General features: G+C 66.4%; 12 protein-coding genes. 1 reads left to right on the forward strand and 11 read right to left on the reverse strand.

The window, feature by feature from the left end:
* Positions 1 to 2: 2 nt before the first annotated feature.
* Complete coding sequence (locus AC3D25_RS21730) at positions 3 to 9,587, reverse strand: amino acid adenylation domain-containing protein (RefSeq protein WP_488890542.1); 9,585 nt, start codon at positions 9,585 to 9,587, stop codon at positions 3 to 5.
* Between the two features lie 234 nt (positions 9,588 to 9,821).
* On the opposite strand from AC3D25_RS21730, the gene AC3D25_RS21735 reads away from it, so the two are divergent.
* Positions 9,822 to 11,591: a cyclic peptide export ABC transporter gene (locus AC3D25_RS21735; protein ID WP_488890543.1), complete on the forward strand. Its 1,770-nt coding sequence runs from the start codon at positions 9,822 to 9,824 to the stop codon at positions 11,589 to 11,591.
* Positions 11,592 to 11,606: 15 nt separating this feature from the next.
* On the opposite strand, the gene AC3D25_RS21740 is transcribed toward AC3D25_RS21735, so the two are convergent.
* From AC3D25_RS21740 to tssA, 10 genes are all read right to left on the reverse strand, one after another.
* Positions 11,607 to 12,656 (reverse strand): ABC transporter substrate-binding protein, encoded by a 1,050-nt coding sequence (locus tag AC3D25_RS21740; RefSeq protein WP_488890544.1) that lies wholly within the window; start codon positions 12,654 to 12,656, stop codon positions 11,607 to 11,609.
* Entirely contained in the window at positions 12,587 to 13,372 is a 786-nt protein-coding gene (fhuF, locus tag AC3D25_RS21745) for a siderophore-iron reductase FhuF (protein WP_488890545.1), read from the reverse strand. The genes AC3D25_RS21740 and fhuF overlap by 70 nt, the downstream gene beginning before the upstream one ends.
* Positions 13,369 to 15,474: a Fe(3+)-hydroxamate ABC transporter permease FhuB gene (gene fhuB / locus AC3D25_RS21750; protein ID WP_488890546.1), complete on the reverse strand. Its 2,106-nt coding sequence runs from the start codon at positions 15,472 to 15,474 to the stop codon at positions 13,369 to 13,371. Before fhuB ends, fhuF begins: the two co-directional genes overlap by 4 nt.
* A complete protein-coding gene (locus AC3D25_RS21755; RefSeq protein WP_488890547.1) occupies positions 15,471 to 16,322 on the reverse strand; it encodes an ABC transporter ATP-binding protein in 852 nt (283 codons plus the stop codon). Before AC3D25_RS21755 ends, fhuB begins: the two co-directional genes overlap by 4 nt.
* Complete coding sequence (locus AC3D25_RS21760) at positions 16,319 to 17,341, reverse strand: TauD/TfdA family dioxygenase (RefSeq protein ID WP_488890548.1); 1,023 nt, start codon at positions 17,339 to 17,341, stop codon at positions 16,319 to 16,321. The genes AC3D25_RS21755 and AC3D25_RS21760 overlap by 4 nt, the downstream gene beginning before the upstream one ends.
* A gap of 63 nt (positions 17,342 to 17,404) precedes the next feature.
* Positions 17,405 to 17,623, reverse strand: coding sequence for an MbtH family protein (locus AC3D25_RS21765; RefSeq protein ID WP_488890549.1), 219 nt, complete (start codon positions 17,621 to 17,623; stop codon positions 17,405 to 17,407).
* A gap of 86 nt (positions 17,624 to 17,709) precedes the next feature.
* Positions 17,710 to 18,318: an RNA polymerase factor sigma-70 gene (locus tag AC3D25_RS21770; RefSeq protein WP_488891052.1), complete on the reverse strand. Its 609-nt coding sequence runs from the start codon at positions 18,316 to 18,318 to the stop codon at positions 17,710 to 17,712.
* A gap of 140 nt (positions 18,319 to 18,458) precedes the next feature.
* Positions 18,459 to 18,683, reverse strand: coding sequence for a DUF3079 domain-containing protein (locus AC3D25_RS21775; RefSeq protein ID WP_488890550.1), 225 nt, complete (start codon positions 18,681 to 18,683; stop codon positions 18,459 to 18,461).
* A gap of 67 nt (positions 18,684 to 18,750) precedes the next feature.
* Entirely contained in the window at positions 18,751 to 20,403 is a 1,653-nt protein-coding gene (hcp, locus tag AC3D25_RS21780) for a hydroxylamine reductase (RefSeq protein ID WP_488890551.1), read from the reverse strand.
* A 242-nt stretch (positions 20,404 to 20,645) separates the two neighbouring features.
* On the reverse strand, positions 20,646 to 22,223 hold the full coding sequence (tssA, locus tag AC3D25_RS21785) for a type VI secretion system protein TssA (RefSeq protein ID WP_488890552.1): 1,578 nt from the start codon (positions 22,221 to 22,223) through the stop codon (positions 20,646 to 20,648).
* Positions 22,224 to 22,232: the final 9 nt, after the last annotated feature.

Genomic DNA, 22,232 nt, shown 5'->3' on the forward strand with positions numbered 1-22,232 from the left:
CCTTATTGCGCTTCCAGTTCGCCGAGCAGCGCGTCGATTGCGCTCGCGGCGTCTTGTCCGGCGTTCGATTCGCGTTCGAGCAACGCGCGGTCGATGCACGCCGCCACGCGTTCCAGCGTGCGTTCGTCGAAGAGCGTGCGAAGCGGCAGCGTCAGCGACCAATGAAGATTCACTTGAGCGTTCGCTTGCGTCGCGAGCAGCGAATGACCACCGAGCGCGAAGAAATCGTCGTCACGTCCCAATGCATTTTCGGTTTCGATACGAAGCACCCGCTGCCAGATGATGGCGAGTTCGTGTTCGGTCGCGGTGTGCGGCGCATTCACCGAACGCGCCTCGCGCGCCGGTGCAGGCAACGCGTTACGGTCGCACTTGCCGTTGGGCGTGATCGGCAGCGCATCGAGTTCGATCAGATGCGCGGGCACCATGTATGCGGGCAATTGCGTGCGTAACGTATAAAGCAGCGCGGCGGGATCGAGCGTCGCGTCGCCACCGCGCGCCACGTAACCAATCAATTGCTCGTCACGCACGACCACCACCGCGTCATGCACGCCCGGCGCTGCACGCAGCAGCGCTTCTATCTCACCCGGCTCGATACGCTGGCCGCGCAGCTTCACTTGCGTATCGACCCGGCCGAGATAATCGAGCGCACCATCGGCGCGGCGGCGCGCGAGATCGCCCGTTCGATAAAGCCGCGCGCCCGGCACGAACGGGTCCGGCACGAATCGTTCGGCCGTGAGCGCGGGTCGTCTGAGATAGCCGCGCGCGAGTCCCGCGCCGCCGAGATACAGTTCGCCCATTGCGCCTTGTGGCACCGGATGCAGCGCGCTGTCGAGCACATGCAGTTGCAGGTTCGCGATCGGATGGCCGATCGGCACCGCCGCGGCCTCGCCGTCGCGCGGCGTGCAGGTCCAGTGCGACACATCGATTGCGGCCTCGGTCGGACCGTACAGGTTGTACAGGCGCGCGTTAGGCAGCAATTGCGCCACGCGCGTGACGAGTTCCGGCGCGAGCGCTTCGCCGCTCGCCACGATCCGCTCGATACTCGCGCAGCGCGCCGCTGCGTTGAAATCGCCGAGATGCGCGACGAAGGCCGCGAGCATCGACGGTACAAAATGCAGCGTAGTGACGCGAAAAGCCTCGATCGCAGCGACGAGCCGCGCAGGATCGCGATGATCGCCGGGCGCGGCAATCGCGAGCTTCGCGCCGATGGCGAGCGGCCACACGAACTCCCACACGGAGACATCGAAACCGAACGGCGTCTTGTGCAACACCACGTCGTCTTGCGTGAGCGCGTAGGCGTCCTGCATCCACGCGATCCGGTTCGCGAGCGCGCCGTGCGTGTTGCCCGCGCCTTTCGGCTTGCCGGTCGAACCGGACGTGTAGATCAGATACGCGAGTTGTTCGCGCTCGACCTCAGCCGGTTCGTACGCTGCATCGCCGCGCATCAGTTCGTCAACCGTCACGATGCGCACGCGCTCGCCTTGCACTGCGGATGCAACCCGCCCGCGCAAATGTTCCTGCGTCAACACGACCGCCGGCTTCGCGTCGTTCAGCACATACGCGATACGATCGGCCGGATAATCCGGATCGATGGGCAGATACGCGGCGCCTGCCTTCAACACGCCGAGCAGCGCGACCACCATGTCGAACGAGCGCTCAACGCACAGCGCCACGGCCGTATCCGGCCGCACGCCCGACGCGCGCAATGCGGCGGCCACGCAGTTGGCATGCGCGTCGAGTTCGCCGTAATGCATCTGCCGGCGGTTGCCGTCTTCATCGGCGCATTCGAGCGCGATGGCATCCGGCGTCGCTCTTGCAACACGCTCGAACTGGCGATGCAGCGGCCATTGCTGTTCGACGGTCCAGTCTCGCGCGGTGGCGTTGTATGTCGCGAGGGAGGCAAGATCGTCCGCGTTTGAAATTGAAATCGTGCCGAGCGGTGCATCCGGATTCGCGACAAACGCATCGAGACACGCCGCGAACGCACGATGCAAAGCCGCGACGCGCGCTTCGTCGACGCGCACCGCGTCGTAGCCATAGTCGATCGTCATCGACGCGCCCGCCTCGATCACCAGCGTGACCGCGAAATCGGTCGCCTCGATATTGCGAAGGTCGCGCATTTTTAGCGCCCGTTCATCGCGTCCGGCCCACGCTTCATCGACGGGATAGTTCTCGAAAACGACGAGCGTGTCGAACAGCACGCCGCCGCTCGGACGCGCCAGCCGCTGGATATCCGGAAGCGGCGTGTGCGCGAATTCGGCAGCGGCGGCGTTGTCGCTTTGCAATTCGCGCAGCCATGCCGATGCCACGCGCTGCGACGCGGGCGAGGCAATAACCGGCACCGTGTTGATGAAAAGTCCCAGCACGGTATCGACATCCGGCAACGCGTCTGGACGGCCCGCCACGGTCGCGCCGAACGCGACCGTGGGCTGATGCGTCAAGCGTTGCAACGCAAGCGCCCAGGCGCCCTGCACGAGCGTGTTGACCGTGACATGCAGGCGGCGCGCCGTTTCGGTGATGCGGGTCATCGCGTCGGGGTCGAACGACGCGCGCCAGGTTCGATGCTCGGCGTGTGTACCCGCCTCGCGTTGCGCGACGCGTGTCGGTTCGTCGAGATGCGCGAGACGTCCGCGCCAGAATTCGTGCTCCACGTCGATATCGCGCGCCGCGAGCCACGCGATGAAATCGCGATAACGCGCCTTGGCCGGAACGGCGAACGGCTGTGCACGTGGCGGTTCGATGTAGTCGCGCAACACGTCGGCGAAGAGGCGCGCGGTGCTCCAGCCATCGAGCAGCAAATGATGCCGCGTCCAGACGAGCCGCCATTCGTCGCCGGTCGTGCGGATCAGCGTGACACGCATCAATGGCGGCGTTCCTAGATCGAAGCCGCGTGCGCGATCGGCGACGAGCCATTCGTCGAGCGTGGCCGGGGCATGCTCGCGCCAGTCGAGTACTTCAACCGGCATGCGCGCCTGCCGATGCACGATCTGCATCGGCGCGGCTTCGTCGGCGGTGAAACTCGTGCGCAGGATATCGTGACGCGGGACCGCCGCTTCGAAGGCTGCGCATAGCCGGGGCACATCCGGCGAAGCCAGCGTCGCGACGAGCTGGTTCACGTAAGTGGCCTGTTCGGGCGCGAGCAGCGAGTGAAACAGGATGCCCTGTTGCATCGGCGACAACGGATAAATATCGTCGATCATGCGCAGGTCCTGCGGCAAGCGATCGAGCGCCGCTTGCGTCAGCCCTGCGTCACGCGCGAGCGGGTAATCGCCGGGCGTCGCGCCGCCGCCGCGCTGCGCGACACGTTCCGCACATGCCGCGAGCAAATCCGCCAGCGCCGTTTCGAAACCTCGCGCCAGCGCTTCGACGGTCGAGCGATCGAATTGCCGCGTGGAATAAACCCAGTGCAACTTGAGCGTGCGCTCGCTGCCAGCATCGACGTAAGCATGAATCGCGAGCGCATTGCCTAGCGGACCCGCAGGATCGCGTTCGCAACCCGCGCCGCCGAAACGCGGCGTCAATGCGGCATCGCGCAGGGTATCGAACTGACCGAGGTAGTTGAACGTCACGCGCGGTCGCGGAACGGCGGCAAGCGAAGCGCGCGTCTCGTCGTCGCCGTAGTGGCGCAGTACGCCGAAGCCGAGTCCCTTGTTCGGCACTGCGCGCAACGCGTCCTTCACGGCGACAAGCGTCTGCGACGGTTCTGCACCAACCGTCAGCGCGACCGGATAATGACTCGTCAGCCAGCCGAGCGTGCGGCTTGCGTCGATATCGTCGAATAGCGGCTCCCGGCCGTGGCCTTCCAGTTCTACACGGCAGGAGGAACCACGCGTCTGTTCGCCAAGCGCGTGCGCCAGCGACGCGATCAGCAGTTCGACCGTCTGCGTGCGGAACGCCGCGTTTGCATCGGTAAGCGCCGCGCGGGTCGCCTCCACGCCGAGCGTCTGCATGATCACGGCGGCATCCGCATTCGTTGCCGCGCCTGCGGGGTGATCGAGCGGCAGGTCGTCATGAGGCGCGGCGAGTGCGCTCCAGTACGGCACTTCGTGCGCGAACGGCGAAAACGGCTCGCGCGCAGCGAGCGCAAGGCGCGCGGCCCACGCCTGCGAGGAAGCGCCCGCACGACTCAGCCGCACGCTGCGGCGCTCGCAAGCGGCGCGATAAGCGCTATCGAGATCGTCGATCAACACGCGCCACGACACGCCATCCACGATCACATGATGAATCGCGAGATACAGCTTCGTGCGGCCGTCCGGCAACGCGGCGGCAAGCGCGCAGACGAGCGGCCCGCGCGTCAGATCGAGCGTGCGTTGGAGCGCGTCGAACTGCGCGAGCGCATCGGCTTCGTCGTGTGCGGACACCGCCGCGAGCGGCAACGTGTCGAATGCTTGCGCCGCCTCGATCATCCGCCACGCGTCCTGCACGCCGGACGGCTCGAAACGCTGGCGGAAGATGTCGTGATGCTTGAGCAGCGCATCGAATGCGCGAGCGAAAGCATCGAGATCGAATGGCGTCTGCGTGTCGAATTCGATCGACTGATTCCAGTGCCCGCGCTGCGGAATATCCAGCGCGAAGAAGCGCATTTGCGCGGGCGTCAGCGTGGCTTCGGCTTCTTTTTTCGCGACAGGAACAACAACGGCTGCGGCGCTTATCGCAGTTGCCACCCGCGCGATTTGTGCGACCGTGGGACCGTCGAATAGCTGCTTCGGCGTGAAGCGAAAGCCGCGCTTGCGCGACCGCGCGATGACCTGCAATACGAGAATCGAATCGCCGCCGAGTTCGAAGAAGTTGTCCTCGCGGCCCACTCGCGGCGCTTTCAGCACCTCCGCCCAAACGGCTGCCAGCGCTTCCTCGATCTCGCCGCGCGGCGCATCGCTGGTCGAAGTGACCGGCGCGGGCGCGGCGGCCAGCGCCCGCAACCTGGCGCGGTCGATCTTGCCGTTCGACGTCACCGGCAACGCGTCGAGCACGGCGATCACAGAAGGCAGCATGTAGTCGGGCAGCACAGCGGCAAGCGCGTCGCGCAACGCGCTGTCCGTCAATCGGGCGCAATCGGCGCGCATCGTCACGAACGACGCGAGACGCAGACGCCCTTCATGCTCGATCGCAAGCGTCTCGGCCTGAGCCACGCCGTCGATCGCGCGCAACGCCGCGCTCACTTCGCCCGGTTCGACGCGATAGCCGCGAATCTTCACTTGATCGTCGAGACGGCCGAGAAAATCCAGCCGACGATCGGCGCGCAAACGCACGCGGTCGCCCGTCCGATAAACGCGTTCGCCATGCGCGAACGGATGCGGCACGAAGCGTTCGGCGGTCGCGGCGGCGCGGCCGAGATAGCCGCGCGCGACGCCTGGCCCGCCGAGATAAAGCTCGCCGGTCGCACCGGGCGGAACGCTCGATCCAACCGCGTCGAGCACGAGCGCGCAGGCGTTCGGTAACGGGCGGCCAAGCGGGACGCCCTGCTGGTCGTGCACGAGACTAGCCGTATCGCAGGTCAGCGCGCCGATGGTCGCTTCGGTCGGACCATAGTGATTGATGACGCGGCAATCCGCTTTAAGCGCGGCGATCCGCTCGACCAGCGTCCACGGCAGCATCTCGCCGCCCATCACAAGCGCGTGAGAAGGCAGGACATCGGCGGGATGCTGCGCGTCGAGCAGCGCATGCAGATGGCTCGGCACGATCTTCAGCACGCCCACTTCGCGCGCGCGCATTTCCTGCGCGAAGCGGTCGGGATCGAAGGCACATTGCGCCGGCAGCAGATGCAGCGTGCGCCCCGAACACAACGCGCCGAACAGCGTGGTGTGCCCGAGATCGGCGGCGACTGTCGAGACCATCGCCATCGAAACATCGGGCGCGAACGCGAGTTCGTCGAGCATGCCTTGCACGTAATCGGCCAACGCGCGATGCGAGACGGCGACGCCTTTCGGCGTACCCGTCGATCCCGACGTGAAGATCAGATACGCGGTTTGCTCGGGCAGAGGGTTCACGCGCGCGACGAACGGCGCGGCGGAGGCGGCGAGCGTGTCGATATCGAGCACGTGCGTCTTCCCGAGCGTGTCCGGTCCGCTTTCGCGCTCGGCCAACGTCCATCGCGCGCCGCATGCATCGGCTGCGGCGGCGAGCCGATCACGCGGCATCGCGGGATCGAGCGGCACGGCATACGCGCCCGTTTTGAGCGCGCCGAGCAGCGCCACAACGAACCGCACCGACCGTTCGATACACACCACGACCGCTTGTTCCGCCCCGACGCCGCGCTGCTGCAACGCGAACGCGACACGGCTGGATGCGTCGTCGAGTTCGGCGAAGCTCAGTTGCGACGATGCATCGGCGAGCGCCACGCGATGCGGCGTCGCGCTCACATGCCGCAGGAAAAGCGCGAGCACGTCGTGATCGGCGAAATCGAGCGCGCGGCCGTGTTGCGCCTCGCGATACGCCGCGCAATCGGCGCAATCGAGCGACGCGGGCGGTTGCTGCGGATCGCGCACCGCATCGGCCGCGAGCGTCGCGAAACTCGCGAGCCATGCTTCGGCCGTCGCCGGATCGAAACAGTCGAGCGCATAAGCGGCCACGAGTTCAATGCCGTTAGCGTCGTCGGTGAAATCGAGCGCGAAATCGAAGCGCGCTGCGAGGTCCGGTCCAGGCGTCGCGACCGCCGACGCCCCCGGCAATTCCGCTTTGATCGCCGTATCGAACTGTTGCGCGAATTTCACGCGCAGCCATTCCTCGCCGCGACGCACGGGCGGCCTCACGGCGTCCAGCACCTGATCGAACGGCACGTCCTGATGCGTGAACGCAGCGAGCGACGCGTTGCGCACCGCCTCCACGAGCGCCGCAAACGGCTTCAACGGATCGACCTTAGCGCGCAACGCGAGCGTGTTCAGAAACAGCCCGACGAGCGGCGCAGTCTCGGGCCGCTGACGATGCGCGACCGGCACCGCGATCACCAGATCGGTCGCCCCCGTCAGTCGATAAAGCCACGCGTCGAACGCGGTGAGCAGCACCGCGAACGGCGACGTATGCGCGCGCCGTGCGAGTTCGCGCACATCGGCCGATGTTTGCGCGTCGAGCCGCTGCGAGACGCGTGCGCCGCGATGATCGCGCTTGGCGGGCCGCGCGCGGTCGTAGGGCAATTCGAGCGGCGCGGGTGCGTCGCGGAGTGCCTCGCGCCAGTAGCCAAGCTGACGCACGCCTTCGCCGCCCGCGATCAGTTCGCGCTGCCACTGCGCGTAATCGGCGTATTGGATCGGCAAGACGGGGAGCGCCGGCGCCCGGCCCGTCACGAACGCGCTGTACGCAGTCGCCAGTTCGTCGAACACGCAGCGCGAACTCCAGCCGTCCGTGATCGCGTGATGCGCGGTGAGCATGAGTCGGTGGCTGTCGTCGGCGAGCGTGACGAGCGTTGCGCGCAACAACGGTCCCGCCGACAAATCGAACGCAGCGCTTGCATGGCGTTCGGCCAGGTCGGCTGCGTGTTGGCCGCCTGCATGATCGCGTAAATCCACACGTTCGATCCGCACCGGCAACGCCGCGTGAATGCGCTGCACCACGACGCCCTCGTCGTTCTCGACAAGCGTCGTGCGCCACGCTTCGTGCCGCTCGATCACGCGATCGAGCGCGCGTTGCAGCGCGTCTGCATCAACCGTGCCGCTGATGTTCCAATGTCCGGCGATGTGATAGGCCGACCCCGCGTCCTGCGTCTGCGCCAGCACCCAGAAGCGCTGCTGCGCGAACGAAGCCGCACGATCGACAAAAGCGGCGCGAGTCGGCGCCGCCGTGCGGATTTCGAGTGTCGCGTCTTCGCGCTCGCTGCACTCGATCAGCGCGGACAACCCGGCGAGCGTCGGGTCGTCGAATAACGTGTCGAGACGCAGGTTCACGCACCATTCGCGACGAATCGCAGCTTGAAGCTGCATCGCCGCGAGCGAGTCGCCGCCGCGTTCGAAGAAGCGATCGGTGCGGCCCAGCGGCGCGCGTTCATTCAGAATCCGCTGCCAGCATTCGGCCAGCCAGCGCTCCGTGTCGCTTTCGGGCGCGACGTAATCCTCAGCGGGCGCAGCGTCCGCGACGAGAGACTTCGTCAGCGCGTCGCGATCCAGCTTGCCATTCAACGTGTACGGCAAGCTGCTCAAACGCCGGTAACGATGCGGCTGCCAAGCGTCCGGCAAACGCGCGGCGAGATAGGTTTTCAGCAGGGCATTGTCAAGCGACGCGTCCAGCGCCACGATGCAAGCGGTCAGTTGCGTGCGGCCATCGGCGGTATCGGCGAGAACGGCTGCATCGCGGATGGCCGGATGCGCGCGCAGACACGCCGCGATCTCTCCCGGCTCGACGCGCACGCCGCGAATCTGCACTTGATCGTCGATCCGCCCAAGGTAATCGTAAGCACCGTCCGCGCGTTCTCGCGCAAGGTCGCCGGTGCGATAGATCCGAGCGCCCGGCTCGCCCGATGCGTCCGGCTGGAAGCGTTCCGCCGTCAGCGCCGCGCGTCCGTGATAACCGCGCGCGATGCAAATGCCGCCGAGCAGCAGTTCGCCCGCGTCGCCCGGCTCCGCCGCACCGTCGATACGCGCGACACGCGGCCCGATCGGCTTTCCGATCGGTAGCGCCGCATACGCGTCGCCGCCTGCGAGTTGCGGCGTCGTGCCGGGCGCGACCGGCCACAGCAACGGCGATATCACCGCTTCGGTCGGACCGTATCCGTTCACGAGACGCACCGCCGGAAACACACGGCGGATCGACTCGAACGCGCGTTGCGACAGCGCTTCGCCACCGAACGCGAGCACGCGCAACGATGGCGGAACGCCCGCGCGCTTGGCTACATCCGCGAACTCGCGCAGATACGCGGGCGGGAACGCCGCGACCGTCACGCCTTCGCGCACGATCAACGCATGTGCGGCTTCGGGCGCGAACGGCGGCGGGCCGGAGATCACGATATCCGCGCCCATCGCTAGCGGCGCGAGCCAGCATTCGTGCGCGGCATCGAAATTCACCGACGCAAAATGCAGCAGCCGATCATCCGGCCCAACCGGCAGCGCGGCGGCGAGCGCATCGCAATGTGCGGCAAGTGGACCATGCTCGACCACCACGGCTTTCGGCGTGCCGGTCGAACCGGACGTGTAGATCATGTAGGCCGCCGCGCGCGGATGCACGGGCCGATCGTCCAGCTCTGGCGAGCTCGCCGGCACGGCATCGCGCGAGACCTCGAAGCATTGCGTGAAGCGAGCGCGCATCGCATCGTCGGCGGACGCATCGACGATACCGTGCGAAAGCGCCGCGTCCTTCGCGATCCAGTCGAGCCGCTCGGCCGGATGACGCGGGTCCAGCGGCAGGAACACGCCGCCCGCCTTCAGCACGGCCAGCAATGCGACGAACAGCCCGCACGATCGCTCGACACACACGCCGACCCGCACTTCCGTCGTCACGCCCGACGCCCGCAGCCGCGCGGCAAGATGCGACGCGCGGGCATCGAGTTCACCGCGCGACATGTGTGTGTCGGCATGGTGAGAGAACGCCAGCGCGGGCGCGTCGGGTGCGTGGAGCGCCAGTGCGCGGATGCGCAGATGCAGCGCAGTGGGGAAACTCGTCATAAGCGTGTGATCCTTCGATTCGGGCCGCCGTGGCCGTTTCGCGGGCCGCAGGAGTTGCAGCTTCATTGGGATGACGAACCGTGCTCGCGAATATTTACCGTTCTTTTGCATTCCTTCATTCGGCGTGTCGCCGCGCGAATCGCGCGGTAAATATTCCGCCCGGCCATCCGTCTAAGAGACAAGAGGTGCATCCCGCGCCGCGTTTTTTCTCTCCCTACCCGTGACCTCCTGCCGATGACCGCTGCCAACGAGCGTTTCGACGCCCCGTCTTCAAACGATCCCGCCGCGCCCGCCAAACCGGCCGCGCGCCTGATCCTCGCGCTGCTCAGGCGTTCACGCGGCGCGTTCGCGCTGGCGCTCGCCGCGTGCGTGTTGAATGGCATCGCGAGCGTGATGCTCGTGGCCACGCTCAACCGCGCGCTCTCGCAGCCGTCGTCGGCCGATAGCGCGCTTGCATGGCGCTTCGCGCTCTGCGCGGTGATCGCGCTGGCGACACGTGTGCTGTCGGGCGTGCTGTTCGCCCGCCTCTCGCAGGACACGATGGCGCAGTTGCGCGAACACGTCGCGCGCCGCGTCGCCACGGCCGAGCTGCTCGATGTCGAGCGCATCGGCGCCGCGCCCGTGCAGTCGGTGCTGACCGACGACGCCACCAACGTCTCGATGCTGTTCTTCGCGCTGCCCAACATCGTGATGCACGGCTCGATCGTGTTCGGATGCCTCGGCTATCTGGCGTGGCTGTCGTGGCCGGTGTGCCTGCTCGCACTCGCCGCCATCGTGATCGGCTCGTTCGGCTATCACACCGGCGACAAGCGCGCGATCGCCTCGCTCGAAGCCGCCGGCCAGTCGCAGGACAAACTGTTCGGCTATCTCGGCGCACTGTTCGCCGGGGCCAAGGAACTGAAGCTGCATCAGGCGCGCGCCCGCCAGTTCGTCGACGGTCAGTTGGGTTCCGCGATCGGCGAAGTGCGCGACCATCGACGCCGCGCGTTCAGTGCGTATGCGGTCGGGGTCGGCTGGATCATCTTCTTGTTCTACGTGTTCCTCGGCGCGGCGGCGTTCTGGCCGACGCTCGGCGTGCGCGCCGATGCACCCGCCGCCGCGGGCTACGTGATCGTGTTCCTGTTCATGCTCGTGCCGCTCGACGGTCTGCTGAACAACTTGCCGACCGTCAACGCCGCGCGCGTGTCGCTCGACCGGATCGAAAAGGTGATGGCCGAATTCGGCGGCATGGCGAGCGCGCCGCCGCCCGCCGCGAGCGCCTCGCACGCGCCGTTCGGCACGCTCACGCTTGCAGGCGTCACGCATTCGTATTTTCATGAACGCGACGAACGCATGTTCCGCGTCGGGCCGGTCAACCTGACGTTCAGGCCGGGCGAGATGGTGTTTATCGTGGGCGGGAACGGCAGCGGCAAGACCACGCTGGCGAAGGTGCTGACGGGTCTTTACGAACCGGAAGACGGCGTGATCGAAGTGGACGGAAAGCCGGTCGATGCAGCCGGGCGCGTGGCGTATCGCGAGCGCTTTACGGCGGTGTTCAACGATTTTTATCTGTTCGACGGCCTGCTCGGTATCGTCGATCCGAACGACCCGGCGCGCGGTCACGCCGATGCGCGGGCGAACGCGTTGATCGCAAAGCTCGCGCTCGATCACAAGGTTCAGGTGGTGGACGGAGCGTTCTCGACGCGTGCGTTATCGACCGGGCAGCGTAAGCGGCTCGCGCTCGTGATCGCGTATCTGGAGGACCGGCCGTTTTATCTCTTCGACGAGTGGGCCGCCGATCAGGACCCCGCGTTCAAAGCAGTCTTCTACGAGCAGCTTCTCCCGGAACTGCGCGCGCGCGGCAAAACAGTGGTGGTCATCACGCACGACGACCGCTACTTCCCGCTCGCCGACCGCGTGCTCAAACTCGACAACGGCAGTATCGTGAGCGAGACGCATGGTGCCGGCGCGCCGCTGACGGTGGCCACGAAAGCGATGCAGACGCCGAACGGCACGCAGGGGTAAAGCCTTCCGCCCGCGCTAGTTTTCCGGCGCGGGCGGCAGCGCCAGGAGTTTGTCGGTGATCATGTCGGCGAGACGCAGCGCCGACATCGGCCCGCCAAAGCCCCAGATATTCGGCTCGACCAGCGACACGCGCGACGCGCGCAGCGCCGGGACGAAGCGCCACACGGGCGAATCGAGTCTCGAAGCGACGGGAACGTCCGCGCCCGAGGCCGTCACGAACAGCACCGAAAGATCGCGCTTCTTGAGCAAATCCGACGAAGTCACATAGGTCGTCCCTTCCCGCGTCGGCTCGCTCGGCCACAACTTAACGCCGAGTACCCGCGCGACGCCCGCCGCCGTGCTGTTGCCGGTATACGCCCAATATCGGTCGGGCAGTCCGAGTTCCTGCAACAACGCGAATTGCTGGCCGGTGCGGCCCGCTTGCGCGAGCCGCTGGGCGTCGCGTGCGAGACCGGCGTCGAGTTTCGCTTCCACCGCTTGGGTCGCATCGCTACGTCCGGTGAGACATCCGATCGTGCGGAAAACCGTGCGCGTCCAGTCCAGTTGCGTCTGGTCGCCGCGCCCCTCACCGACATCGGGGCTGAACCGAAACAGCACGGTCGGTGCAATACGATCGAGCGCGTCGAAGATCGGCGCATGCCGATAACCCACGCCGATAATCAGATCCGGCCGTGTCGCGGCAATCGCTTCCAGGCTCGGCTCCTGCCGCGTGCCGACTTCAGGCACATGCGCGAGCCGCTCGCTGTCATAGCCGATCCAGCCCGCGTAGTACGCCGGATCGACGAGACCGACCGGCGTCATGTCGAGCGCGGCCAGATCTTCGGCAAACATGAATTCGAGCACGACGACGCGCTTCGGATGCGAAGGCATCGCCCGGCTGAACTGGGAGACAGTCGGATTCGCGCCGAGCGGCCCGCAGACGGGCGTCGCCGCCTGCGCCGCGCCGCTCGCGCATACCGCCGAAGTCAGCGCACACAGCACGCACAGGGCGCGTTTCAGCGGATGGCGTCCTGCAGCGCGAGCTCCTCGTCGCGCATCGTCAATAGTAGTGGGCAGCTTGCGCACAGTTGCGTCTCTCCGGGAATTTCATAGCGCACGCAACACACGCGGCGCGCGCGGAACGGGTTGGGCAGGAGCGCCGAGCGCGGGGTCGTGTCGCGGATCGGCATTCGCAACGGATTGGGTTCGCCTGCGGCGTCGGTCGGGCCGAAAAGCCACGCGGCGTCGGTGTTCGTGTCCTCGTGGCTGGGCAGCAGCGCGCATTGTTCGAGCAGATAGTCCAGCAAATTGCCGACGTTGCTCCACAGCACGCGCGGCGCGATCCGCGTCATTGCGCCGAGCATGCCGATCACCGCGTCCAGATGCGCGATGAGTCCGGCGTAGCGGATCGCGGCGGTATTGGCGGGAGGCTGGAGGGCATCGGCGGCAAAGTAAAGCGCGGCCGGCATGCCGTCGCGCAGCACGAGTTGCGTGCGCGCCGGCGACATATCGAGCGGACGGCGCAGCAGCCGCGCCGCGACGACACCCGCCGGCGCGGCCAGCCCGAAATAGTATTTACTCCATTGCGACAGCAGCGCGCGCGCATGCAGTTCGGCATCGCCGCCGTAATGACGGACCATCGCGCGGAGCAATGCCTCACGCTCGCCGGTGAGCGCCGCGAGCGGAATCACCCTGTCGTCGGGCGTGCCCTCTGGAACGCCGAGCCACACATTCGCGAGATAAGGCGCAAACGGCTCGGGCGCGAAATCCGCGAAACACTGCGCGCGCGGCGGCGCGGTCATCGTCCGCTCCGCCTGTCCCGCCGCGCTTCGATCACCAGCAGCGCCAGCAGATACGGCGCGCCGATCAGCGCGGTCAGCACACCCGCCGGAATCTCGCGCGGCGCGAGCAACGTACGCGCCGCGATATCCGCCGCCACGAGCACCAAAGCCCCGAGCGCGGCCGCGAGCCAGAGACGCGTGCCGTGGGTCCGCGCGCCGAGCATCGCGGCGAGATGCGGCGCCATCAGCCCGATAAACCCGACCGGGCCGACCGCCGCCACCGCCGCGCACGCAGCAAGCGTCGCGACGGTCAGCACGAGCGGACGCAGCACGGCGATCGGCAAGCCGAGCGCGTTCGCCTGATCGTCGCCGAGGGCGAGCAGATCGAGCGGCCGCGCGAGCAGTGCGAATACGGGCAATGCCACTGCGCACCACGGCAGGATCGTCGCCACTTCGCCCCAGCTTCGCCCGTACGTGCCGCCCACCAGCCACACGACAAACCGCGCCGGCTGCACGCTCTGCTGCGTGATGAGCCACTGCGAGAGCGTCGTCCACAACGTACCGATCACGATGCCCGTCAACGCCACGGCCAGCGGCGCATATTGATGTCGCCGGTTGAGCAGCAGCGTCAGTGCGAGCGTCACGCCACCGCCGACCAGCGCCGCGCCCGCGAGCGCCGAATGACCGGCGAGCGGCCAGATCATCAGCACGACGAGCGTCGTCAGCCCCGCGCCTTGCGTCACGCCGAGCACTTCCGGCCCGGCGAGCGGATTGCGCACAATGCTCTGCATCAGCACGCCGCTCGCTGCCAGCAGCGCGCCCGCCAAAAGCGCGCACACAAGACGCGGCGCGCGCAGGTCGAGCAGCATCCGCGCGACGTCGTCGTGACCGTTCAGCGCGGCGATCCAGCGACTGGCGCCGAGCCACACCGGACCGGCCGACGCCCCGGCGATTCCCACGAGCGCGCCCGCCAAAAGCAGGATCGCGGCGATGACGGGCCACGGCTGCGCGGCCAGCGCGCGCACGAGCCGCGTGCCACTGCGCGCGGCGGCGCGCTCCTGGCCCGCGTGCAGCACGCCTGACCACGCCGCGCCGCTGCGGATCATCGCGAGCATCAGCGGCGTGCCGACGAAGGCAATCGCGACGCCCGTCGATAAAGTCGCGTCGAGATCGAGCCATTGCACGGCGCTGTCGGTCAGCAACACGAGCGCGCCGCCCGCGAGCGCCGACAGCGGCACCAGCGCGCCAAGCTTCGACGCCTTCGCGCCGCGCACCTGCCGCAGCAGATTCGGCGCGATCAGCCCGACATACGACAACGGCCCGGCGATGCTCACCGCGACGCTCGCAAAGCCGACGGCGACTGTCATCGCGGCGAGGCGCGTCGTATCGACGGGGACGCCCGCGGCGGCGGCGGCATCGTCGCCGAGCGCCAGCGGGTTGAGCGGACGAAGCACGAACGGCAGCGCGGCAAGCGGCACGACGAGCCACGCGAGCGCGGTCATGAGCCCCGCCGCGCCCGGCTGATACAGGCTGCCGCTTGCCCATAACGACGCGCCGACGACGGTCTGCTCGAAGAACGCCAGCAACAGCGTGGTGATCGCGGAAAAGAGCAGCATAGAGACGCTGCCGGCCAGCACGAGCCGCAGCGGCGTCGCCCGCCAGCCGCCCGCCGCCGCCGCGACACAGGCCGCCGCCGCAAGACCGCAGACGAACAGCAGCGGCACGGAGGCCGCGCCGAAAATCTCCGGCAGGATCATCGCGGCGACGAGGCCGAGTTGCGCGCCGCCCGTAATGCCGAGCAAATCCGGCGACGCCAGCGGATTGCGCGTCAACGCCTGAAACAGCGTTCCGGCAACCGCGAGACAGCCGCCCGCGACGAGCGCCGCCACGATACGCGGCAGGTTGAGATCGAAGAGGTAAATATGCGCGAGTTGCGCGGCGTCGCTACCGGCGGGCGCCGCGAGCCACGCGCGCAGATCGGGCGCGACGCGCAGCAGCGCAATCGCGACGATCAACGCGACGAAACCCGCGCCCAGCGCGCCCGTCCGGTTCGCCACGACCGCGGCGGGCCGATTACGGCGCGTATTGCCCTGTCTGCGTTTGCGCGCGGCAAGCGTGGTCATGCGACGAGATCCTTTCCCGCGCGTCTGGCCGAAAGCGCGTCCGGCGCGGTGTCGCCTTCATAGGCGGGAACGCACATCGGCGCGCCGGTCTGCGGATGCGCGATCCTGAGCATCGGCACGCCGAACGTGTCGTGCAGATGACGCGGATCGAGCATCGCGTCGGGCGCACCGTGCGCCACGATCCGGCCCGCGCGCATCAGCACGATGTCGTCGCTATAGGCGGCGGCCTGGTTGAGGTCGTGCAACACCCACACGATCGTCAGGCCGCGCTCGCGATTCAGACGCCGCAGTTCGCGCAGGATATCGAGTTGATGATGAATATCGAGGTAGGTGGTCGGTTCGTCGAGCAGCACGATCGGCGCCTGTTGCGCCAGCGCCATCGCGATCCACGCGCGTTGACGCTCGCCGCCCGAGAGCGCGGCGACATCGCGCGCGGCGTCTGCTCCGAGCCCGCTCGCGGCGAGCGCTTCGTCGATGGCCGCGTGATCCTCGCGCGACAGCCCGCGCAGCCAGCCGCCATACGCGTAACGTCCATACGCGACCAGTTCGCGCACGGTCAGTCCCGCCGGTATCTGGTTGAACTGTGCGAGCATCGTGAGCGTTCGCGCGAGCGCACGCCGGCGGAACGAACCGAGCGGCGCGCCGTTCACTTCGACATGACCCGATAACGCCGGCTGCAACCCCGCGAGCGTGCGCAAAAGCGTGCTCTTGCCGCAGCCGTTCGGCCCGCACAGCGCGGTCACGCGGCCCGCCGCAATCGTCAGATCGAGCTGGTCGAGCACGATGTGATCGCGATAGCCCACCGTCAGCGCGCGGGCGGCGAGCGCCACGCCCGTCGTGGTCGTCATTGCTGCGCCATCCGCTCGCCGTCTCTCGCCTCGCTGTAGCTTTGCGCCATCGCGACCACCACCTTGCGCGGACCGTCGAACGGATCGCGCGCGTGGGCGGTGAGCATATTGTCGAGCATCAGCACGTCGCCGGTGAGCCACGGAAACACGACGCGCTGCTGGTCGAGCACACCGCGAATCTCCGCGAGCGCCTCGGTTTCGAGCGGCTCGCCGTCGCCGTAGAACACGTTGCGCGGCACGTTTTCCAGCCCGACGGCATCGACGAGCGCGTCCTGCATGTCTTCGTCGAGCGCCGAGAGGTGAAAGAGATTTGCCTGGTTGAACCACGCGCGCTCGCCGGTGCGCGGATGGCGCGCGACCGCCTGACAGCGCTCCTGCGTGCGCAGCAGCCGTTCGCCGTCCTCGCCTTCGCGCCATTCGCACGCAATCCCGCGCGCCGCGCAAATGCGCTCGACCTCGCGCGGGTCTGCCGAGCCGAACGCCTGTTCCCACGGCAGATCCAGACCTTGGCCGAAGTTGCGCACATAAAGCAATTCGCGCTTTTCGAAGCGCGCCACCAGCGTCGGATCGAGCGCGCGATAAATCGCGCGGCTGTCGGCAATCGGCGTCGCGCCGCCCGAGCGGGCCGCGAGCGCGCAGTGGAACCAGATCCGCAGCGGCCATTCGCGCGTGTACGACTGCTCGTTGTGCAGCGGAATCGAGCGATGCGGCGGATATTCGGTCGAGGTGTACACCGCGCCTTCCACCTGGCTGCGCGGCGTCGACGCGAATTCATAGCCGATCAACGGATGCCCGAACGAAGCGGCGAAATGCTGGAACGCCTCGATCGACGGCACGCGAAAACCAGTGAAGAGCACGCCGCCCGAGCGTTCGAGCGTATCGCCAACGATGGTCTGAAGCAGCGCGGCGGCGTCCGCCAGCGATAAATCCGCGTCCGCTCTCGGCGAGACGACGGTCGGCAATCCCGGTTCGATGCGCAGATCGGCGAGCGTCGGGCGCGCGATGGAAAGCTGGGTCATTCGAAGTCCTCGTGCGGAAATGACACGGTCCGGCGACGCGTTGGAGCGCGCCGAAACGTGGAATTACGACGCGGCGGCGTCCATGTGCCGGCGCAGGCTCGCGGGACGCATGTCGGTCCACACGGCTTCGATATGCGCGAGACATTCGGCTTTCGGGCCGCTCACGCCCGCTTCGCGCCAGCCGGCCGGCACGGCGCGGAATGTCGGCCAGATCGAGTACTGTTCTTCGTCGTTGATGACGACCGTGTAGACGACGTCGTCGGAAGTGTCGGATGGGTTCATGGCTGATGGCTCGGTCGAAAAGGGTTTGGCGGGATGCAATTGCAAACGCCGTCTGTATTGACTAGACGCTTGGCGCGCGCGCTTTTTTACCGTCGACGCGCGCGGCCGTTGAAATACGCGGGACACGCGACCCCGCGATCTCGCGCATCGAGGCAATCGACGCAATGGCGTTCCGCATCGCGCACCATGAAATGCACGAGCGTTTGCGAGACGTTGAGCGCGCGCGCCGTGGTTTGCAGCGTTTCGTCGCCGAGGCGCACCATTTCGAACGCCGTGCGGCTGCGCGCGGGGAGTTGCGCGAGCGCATCGGCGACATGGCGCAGCGTGTCGCGCGCCTGCACCGCCGCCTCGGGCGTGCGCTCGGGCGACGGCACGTCGAGGCCATCGTCGGCGTCCGCGCGATACGTGTTCTCGAGCGTTTGGCGGCGGCACGCGTCGATGGACGCATTGCGGATCATTCGCGAAACATAGGCGAGCGGCTGCCGCACCGTTTCCGCATCCGAAAAGTCGATCAACTGGAGGAACACGTCGTGAACCACGTCTTCCGCCCGGCTCCCGCAACCGACGATCCCCCGCGCCATCCGAACCAGAAGCGGCCGATGCGCGACAGCGAAATCAAGCAGCGAACCGTGTTCGTGATTTCTAGGACGCGCGTTCCGGCGGGAAGCGTCAGCACTGAGTATCGACCACGACATTCGGGCGTTGGACAGCCCGGCCTGCATCTCCGCCATTTCACGGCTCCGTCGGTTTTGAGTAGACGCTAACCGTACCGTAAACGCGAATCATTCTCAACAATGCCGTTGACGTGGCTTTTTGGTCGTGGGTAAGACCGAGGCTAGGCCTGGGTCTTGGACGTGAGTTCAGCGGACGCTGCGGGTGTTTCGGGCGGCGCGATGTCCCAATCCCCGAAATCGAGCCAGTCGTCGCCGAGCAATTCGAGGGGATGCTGCGTGCGGCTCGATCCGTTCCCGCAATTCATCGAGTCCGCCGGACAGTAGCTGCCGCATCCCCAGCAAACGCGCTCGGGATGCGCCGGATGGAGTGGAAATTTCTTTCTCATGGATGACCGGCGCGCGGGTTACGCATTACGCGTTGAGAACGCTAAGCGCCCACCCGCCGGAACTCGCTTAAGCCGCCGCGAGCATCGTTGCCAGATCGGTATCGACGCCGCCGATCTGACGCAGTCCGAAACGCGATTCGAGGATAGCCAGCAGGTTTCCGCTGAGAAAGGCCGGTGCCGTCGGACCGGTGTAGACATTTCGCACGCCGAGCGCGAGCAGCGTCAGAAGCACCACAATGGCTTTCTGCTCGAACCACGACACCACAAGCGTCAACGGCAGATCGTTGACGCCGCAGCCCAGCTTCCCCGCAAGCGCGAGTGCCAGTTGGATCGCCGAATAGGAATCGTTGCATTGCCCCACGTCGATCAAGCGCGGCAACGGCCCGATCGACGCGAAATCATGTTTGTTGAAGCGGAACTTCCCGCAGCCGAGCGTCAGCACCGCGCAATCGTCCGGCACCTTCTGCGCGAATTCCGTGTAATAGCCGCGATCCTTCCGCCCGCCATCGCATCCGCCGATCAGAAACACACGGCGCAATTGCTTCGACGCAACCAGGTCGATCACGGTGTCCGCCGCGCCCAGCAACGTTTCGCGGCCGAAGCCCACCGTGATGTGCTGCGGCTTTACGGTCTCAGTGAAACCAGGCATCGTCAGGGCATGTGCGATCACTTCGGCAAAATCTTCATCGGCGATATGCGTCACGCCCGGCCAACCGACGATATTGCGCGTATAGATGCGGCCGGCATAGTCGCCCAAGGCGGGATCGACGATGCAGTTGGACGTCATCACGATCGGCCCCGGAAACGCCGCGAAATCGCGTTGCTGCTCATGCCAGGCGCCGCCATAGTTGCCCGCCAGATGCGCGTGACGCTTCAGCCCTGGATAACCGTGCGCTGGCAACATTTCGCCATGGGTATAGACGTTGATTCCCGTGCCTTCGGTTTGTTCGAGCAGCGCCTTAAGATCCTTGAGATCATGCCCGGAAATCAGAATGGCCTTTCCCTCGACCGGACCGATATTGACCTCACTCGGCACAGGATTTCCGAACAGCGCAGTTTCACCGCGATCGAGCATTGCCATCACGCGATAATTGAGCCGGCCCACTTCCATCGTCTGTTCGAGCAACGCTTCCGCGTCGCTCTGCCTGCCGGCGAACCAGACCATTTTTTCGTGGAACTCGGCGGCGATCGCCTCGTCACGCTGACCGAGCACATGCGCGTGCTCCATGTAGGCGGCAGCGCCCTTGAGTCCGTAAAGGCCAAGCAGCCGCAGACCGTGCAAGTCTTCGCCGTCGTCTGCGAGATGGCGGTTGAGCGCCCACTCCGCAGCCTGAAATTCCAGTTCGTCGGTCGTATCGGCGAGTTCGATCGCGGCTTGAGGCAAGGCAACGCTCGCCGCGGGATCGATCGCGCGGCAGCGTCGCGCCATATCTTCACGCAGACGCACCGCCTCGCGCGCATACCCGACGATGCGCGGGGTATCGAAATTGACATTGGTCAGCGTCGCGAAGAAGGCGCGCGGGACGAAGGCGTCGATGGCGGGATCGACGATGTCTAGCGCCCGCGCGCGCACGGCCCATGCCGACACGCCTTGCAGCACCGCGATCAGCAAGTCTTGTTGATCGGCCGTCTCGGCAGTCTTCCCGCATACGCCTCGCGAAAAGGAGCAGCCCTTGCCGCTCGCGGCTTGCATCGTTTGTTCGCATTGAATGCAGTACATGGCACGTGCCTCGTTAGTTAGCGTGTGGGACAAAAATTAAGCGACGAGCCAAGATAAGATACTTTCCGCACGCATGTATTCGGTTATTCGACGGCCTTTTGATCTCCCGCATTTTTCTGCAGATTCGAAGTCGTCAAGGCTTCGTGCCGAACAAGTAGCCAAACGAAATTCAATCTCTGCACGCTCAACGTATATATCAGCAAGCGTTTTACGAGCCTCGCTCAGACAGCGTGACTCCATCCTTAAACGAACATCACGGCGCGCGCCGGATCGATCGTAGTCAGTTCGCCCGCCAAAGCCTCGATACGCTGGGCGAGCGCGGGTTTATCGGCGTCCTTGCGATTCATGCGCACCTTCAAAAGCCGCGACAAATGCTGCTTCGCATCGAACGCCAGCGACGGCTCCCAGAGCGCGAGCTTGAACCGCCGGGCGTCGGCGTCGAGCGTCGAAAGCAGATACAACGCCATATCCGGACGATCCGCACGCTCGGCCACGCGCGCCATCACCAGTTGCCGCACGAAGCGTTCTCGCTCACCATCCTGCACAGGCAGGCGCTGGATCCATGTGAAGGCCGCGTCGAGCCCTTGCTGCGAGGCAAGCTCCGCTGCCTGCGCCTCGGTTTCCGCCCAGTCCGTGTTCGCCGATATCGCCGCGACCGGCGCAACCGTCTCGCCCCGCTCGATATCGCGCACCGTCGCATATCGGGCGATCCAGTCAAGCGTGGCGTCGTCCGCGAACGGCGAACCGTCGGAGAATCCGAGGTGTTCCAGACCGGACAGCCGTTCGAGCATCAGCGCACAGTCGGTTGCAACGAGATCGCGCACACGCGCGTACTCGCCGCCCGCCTGCTCCTGCGCGGTGAACGCGTAGTGCTGCAAGTCGAGCCAAAAGTGGTTCGCGCCCTCAGCGAAGGCCGCTTCGACGCGATCCAGCAATTCGGGCCAATGTTTTTGCAACACGAGCCGCTTCAACTGCGCGCGCAATTCAGCGCGCGGCGGCACGAGCCGCGTCTTCCCGCCTGCGTCGCAGGGCGGAACTTCGGTCAGCGTGTCCCAGCGAACGCATCGCATCAATCGATATGCCGCCAGATAACCTTGCGGTTCCGAACGCAGAAACTGCGCCATCTGACGCGCGCGCTCTAGCAGTTCGCGCGCGGAAGACACTTCGGTTGCGGGCGGCAACGCCGATCCGGAAAGTGCGGCGCTCGCAGCGGATTCGGGCGGCGCGCGCTCCGACGCTTGCGGCACTTCGACACGTCCTTCGAAACGGCGAAACAGCGGATCGAGCTCGGGCCGCGCGGCTTCCGGCCAAAGCGCAGTGCGCTTGCTGATCAACGCGAGCGCCGACAGCGTGCGTTCCAGCAAGCCCTCCGATAACCCTTGCACACGGTCGAGCCGATCAGCAAACGTGCTGCCAGCAAGCCATTCGAGCGCGACCTTGCGCGTTTCGACACGCGCGGGCAACAAGGTCTCACCAAAACGGTCGATCAATGCCGACAGCAATTCAAATCCCGCCGCCACGCCTTCCGCGCCGTCGCGGCGCATGCGTCCATATATGTAGTAGACCGCGACGCGCGCGTCCTTCGCCGTGTGTTTCAGCAGCCGCTCGGCCGTGTCGACAATCAGGCTGTCGTTCACGTCGGACAGCTTGGCGACCTCTTCTTTGATCGCCAGGAAATCGTCGTCGTAGCCTGGGTCCAAGCCGGCGGCCGCTCCGTCGCCGATGGGCGCGAGCCACGACTCCCAGTACGACTGAGTCGAACGGGCGAGATCGGACGGCGCGCGCGTGCCGAACAGTGCGTTAAGAAGATTGCCGAACATTGAATCGTC

This window comes from Caballeronia sp. SL1002, from assembly GCF_057814995.1.

Bases quoted from the DNA above. Each gene is read 5' to 3' on its own strand.
- AC3D25_RS21730 (WP_488890542.1), bottom strand. From the start codon at position 9,587: ATGACGAGTTTCCCCACTGCGCTGCATCTGCGCATCCGCGCACTGGCG.
- AC3D25_RS21735 (WP_488890543.1), top strand. From the start codon at position 9,822: ATGACCGCTGCCAACGAGCGTTTCGACGCCCCGTCTTCAAACGATCCC.
- fhuF (WP_488890545.1), bottom strand. From the start codon at position 13,372: ATGACCGCGCCGCCGCGCGCGCAGTGTTTCGCGGATTTCGCGCCCGAG.
- fhuB (WP_488890546.1), bottom strand. From the start codon at position 15,474: ATGACCACGCTTGCCGCGCGCAAACGCAGACAGGGCAATACGCGCCGT.
- AC3D25_RS21755 (WP_488890547.1), bottom strand. From the start codon at position 16,322: ATGACGACCACGACGGGCGTGGCGCTCGCCGCCCGCGCGCTGACGGTG.
- AC3D25_RS21760 (WP_488890548.1), bottom strand. From the start codon at position 17,341: ATGACCCAGCTTTCCATCGCGCGCCCGACGCTCGCCGATCTGCGCATC.
- AC3D25_RS21765 (WP_488890549.1), bottom strand. From the start codon at position 17,623: ATGAACCCATCCGACACTTCCGACGACGTCGTCTACACGGTCGTCATC.
- AC3D25_RS21770 (WP_488891052.1), bottom strand. From the start codon at position 18,318: ATGTCGTGGTCGATACTCAGTGCTGACGCTTCCCGCCGGAACGCGCGT.
- AC3D25_RS21775 (WP_488890550.1), bottom strand. From the start codon at position 18,683: ATGAGAAAGAAATTTCCACTCCATCCGGCGCATCCCGAGCGCGTTTGC.
- hcp (WP_488890551.1), bottom strand. From the start codon at position 20,403: ATGTACTGCATTCAATGCGAACAAACGATGCAAGCCGCGAGCGGCAAG.
- tssA (WP_488890552.1), bottom strand. From the start codon at position 22,223: ATGTTCGGCAATCTTCTTAACGCACTGTTCGGCACGCGCGCGCCGTCC.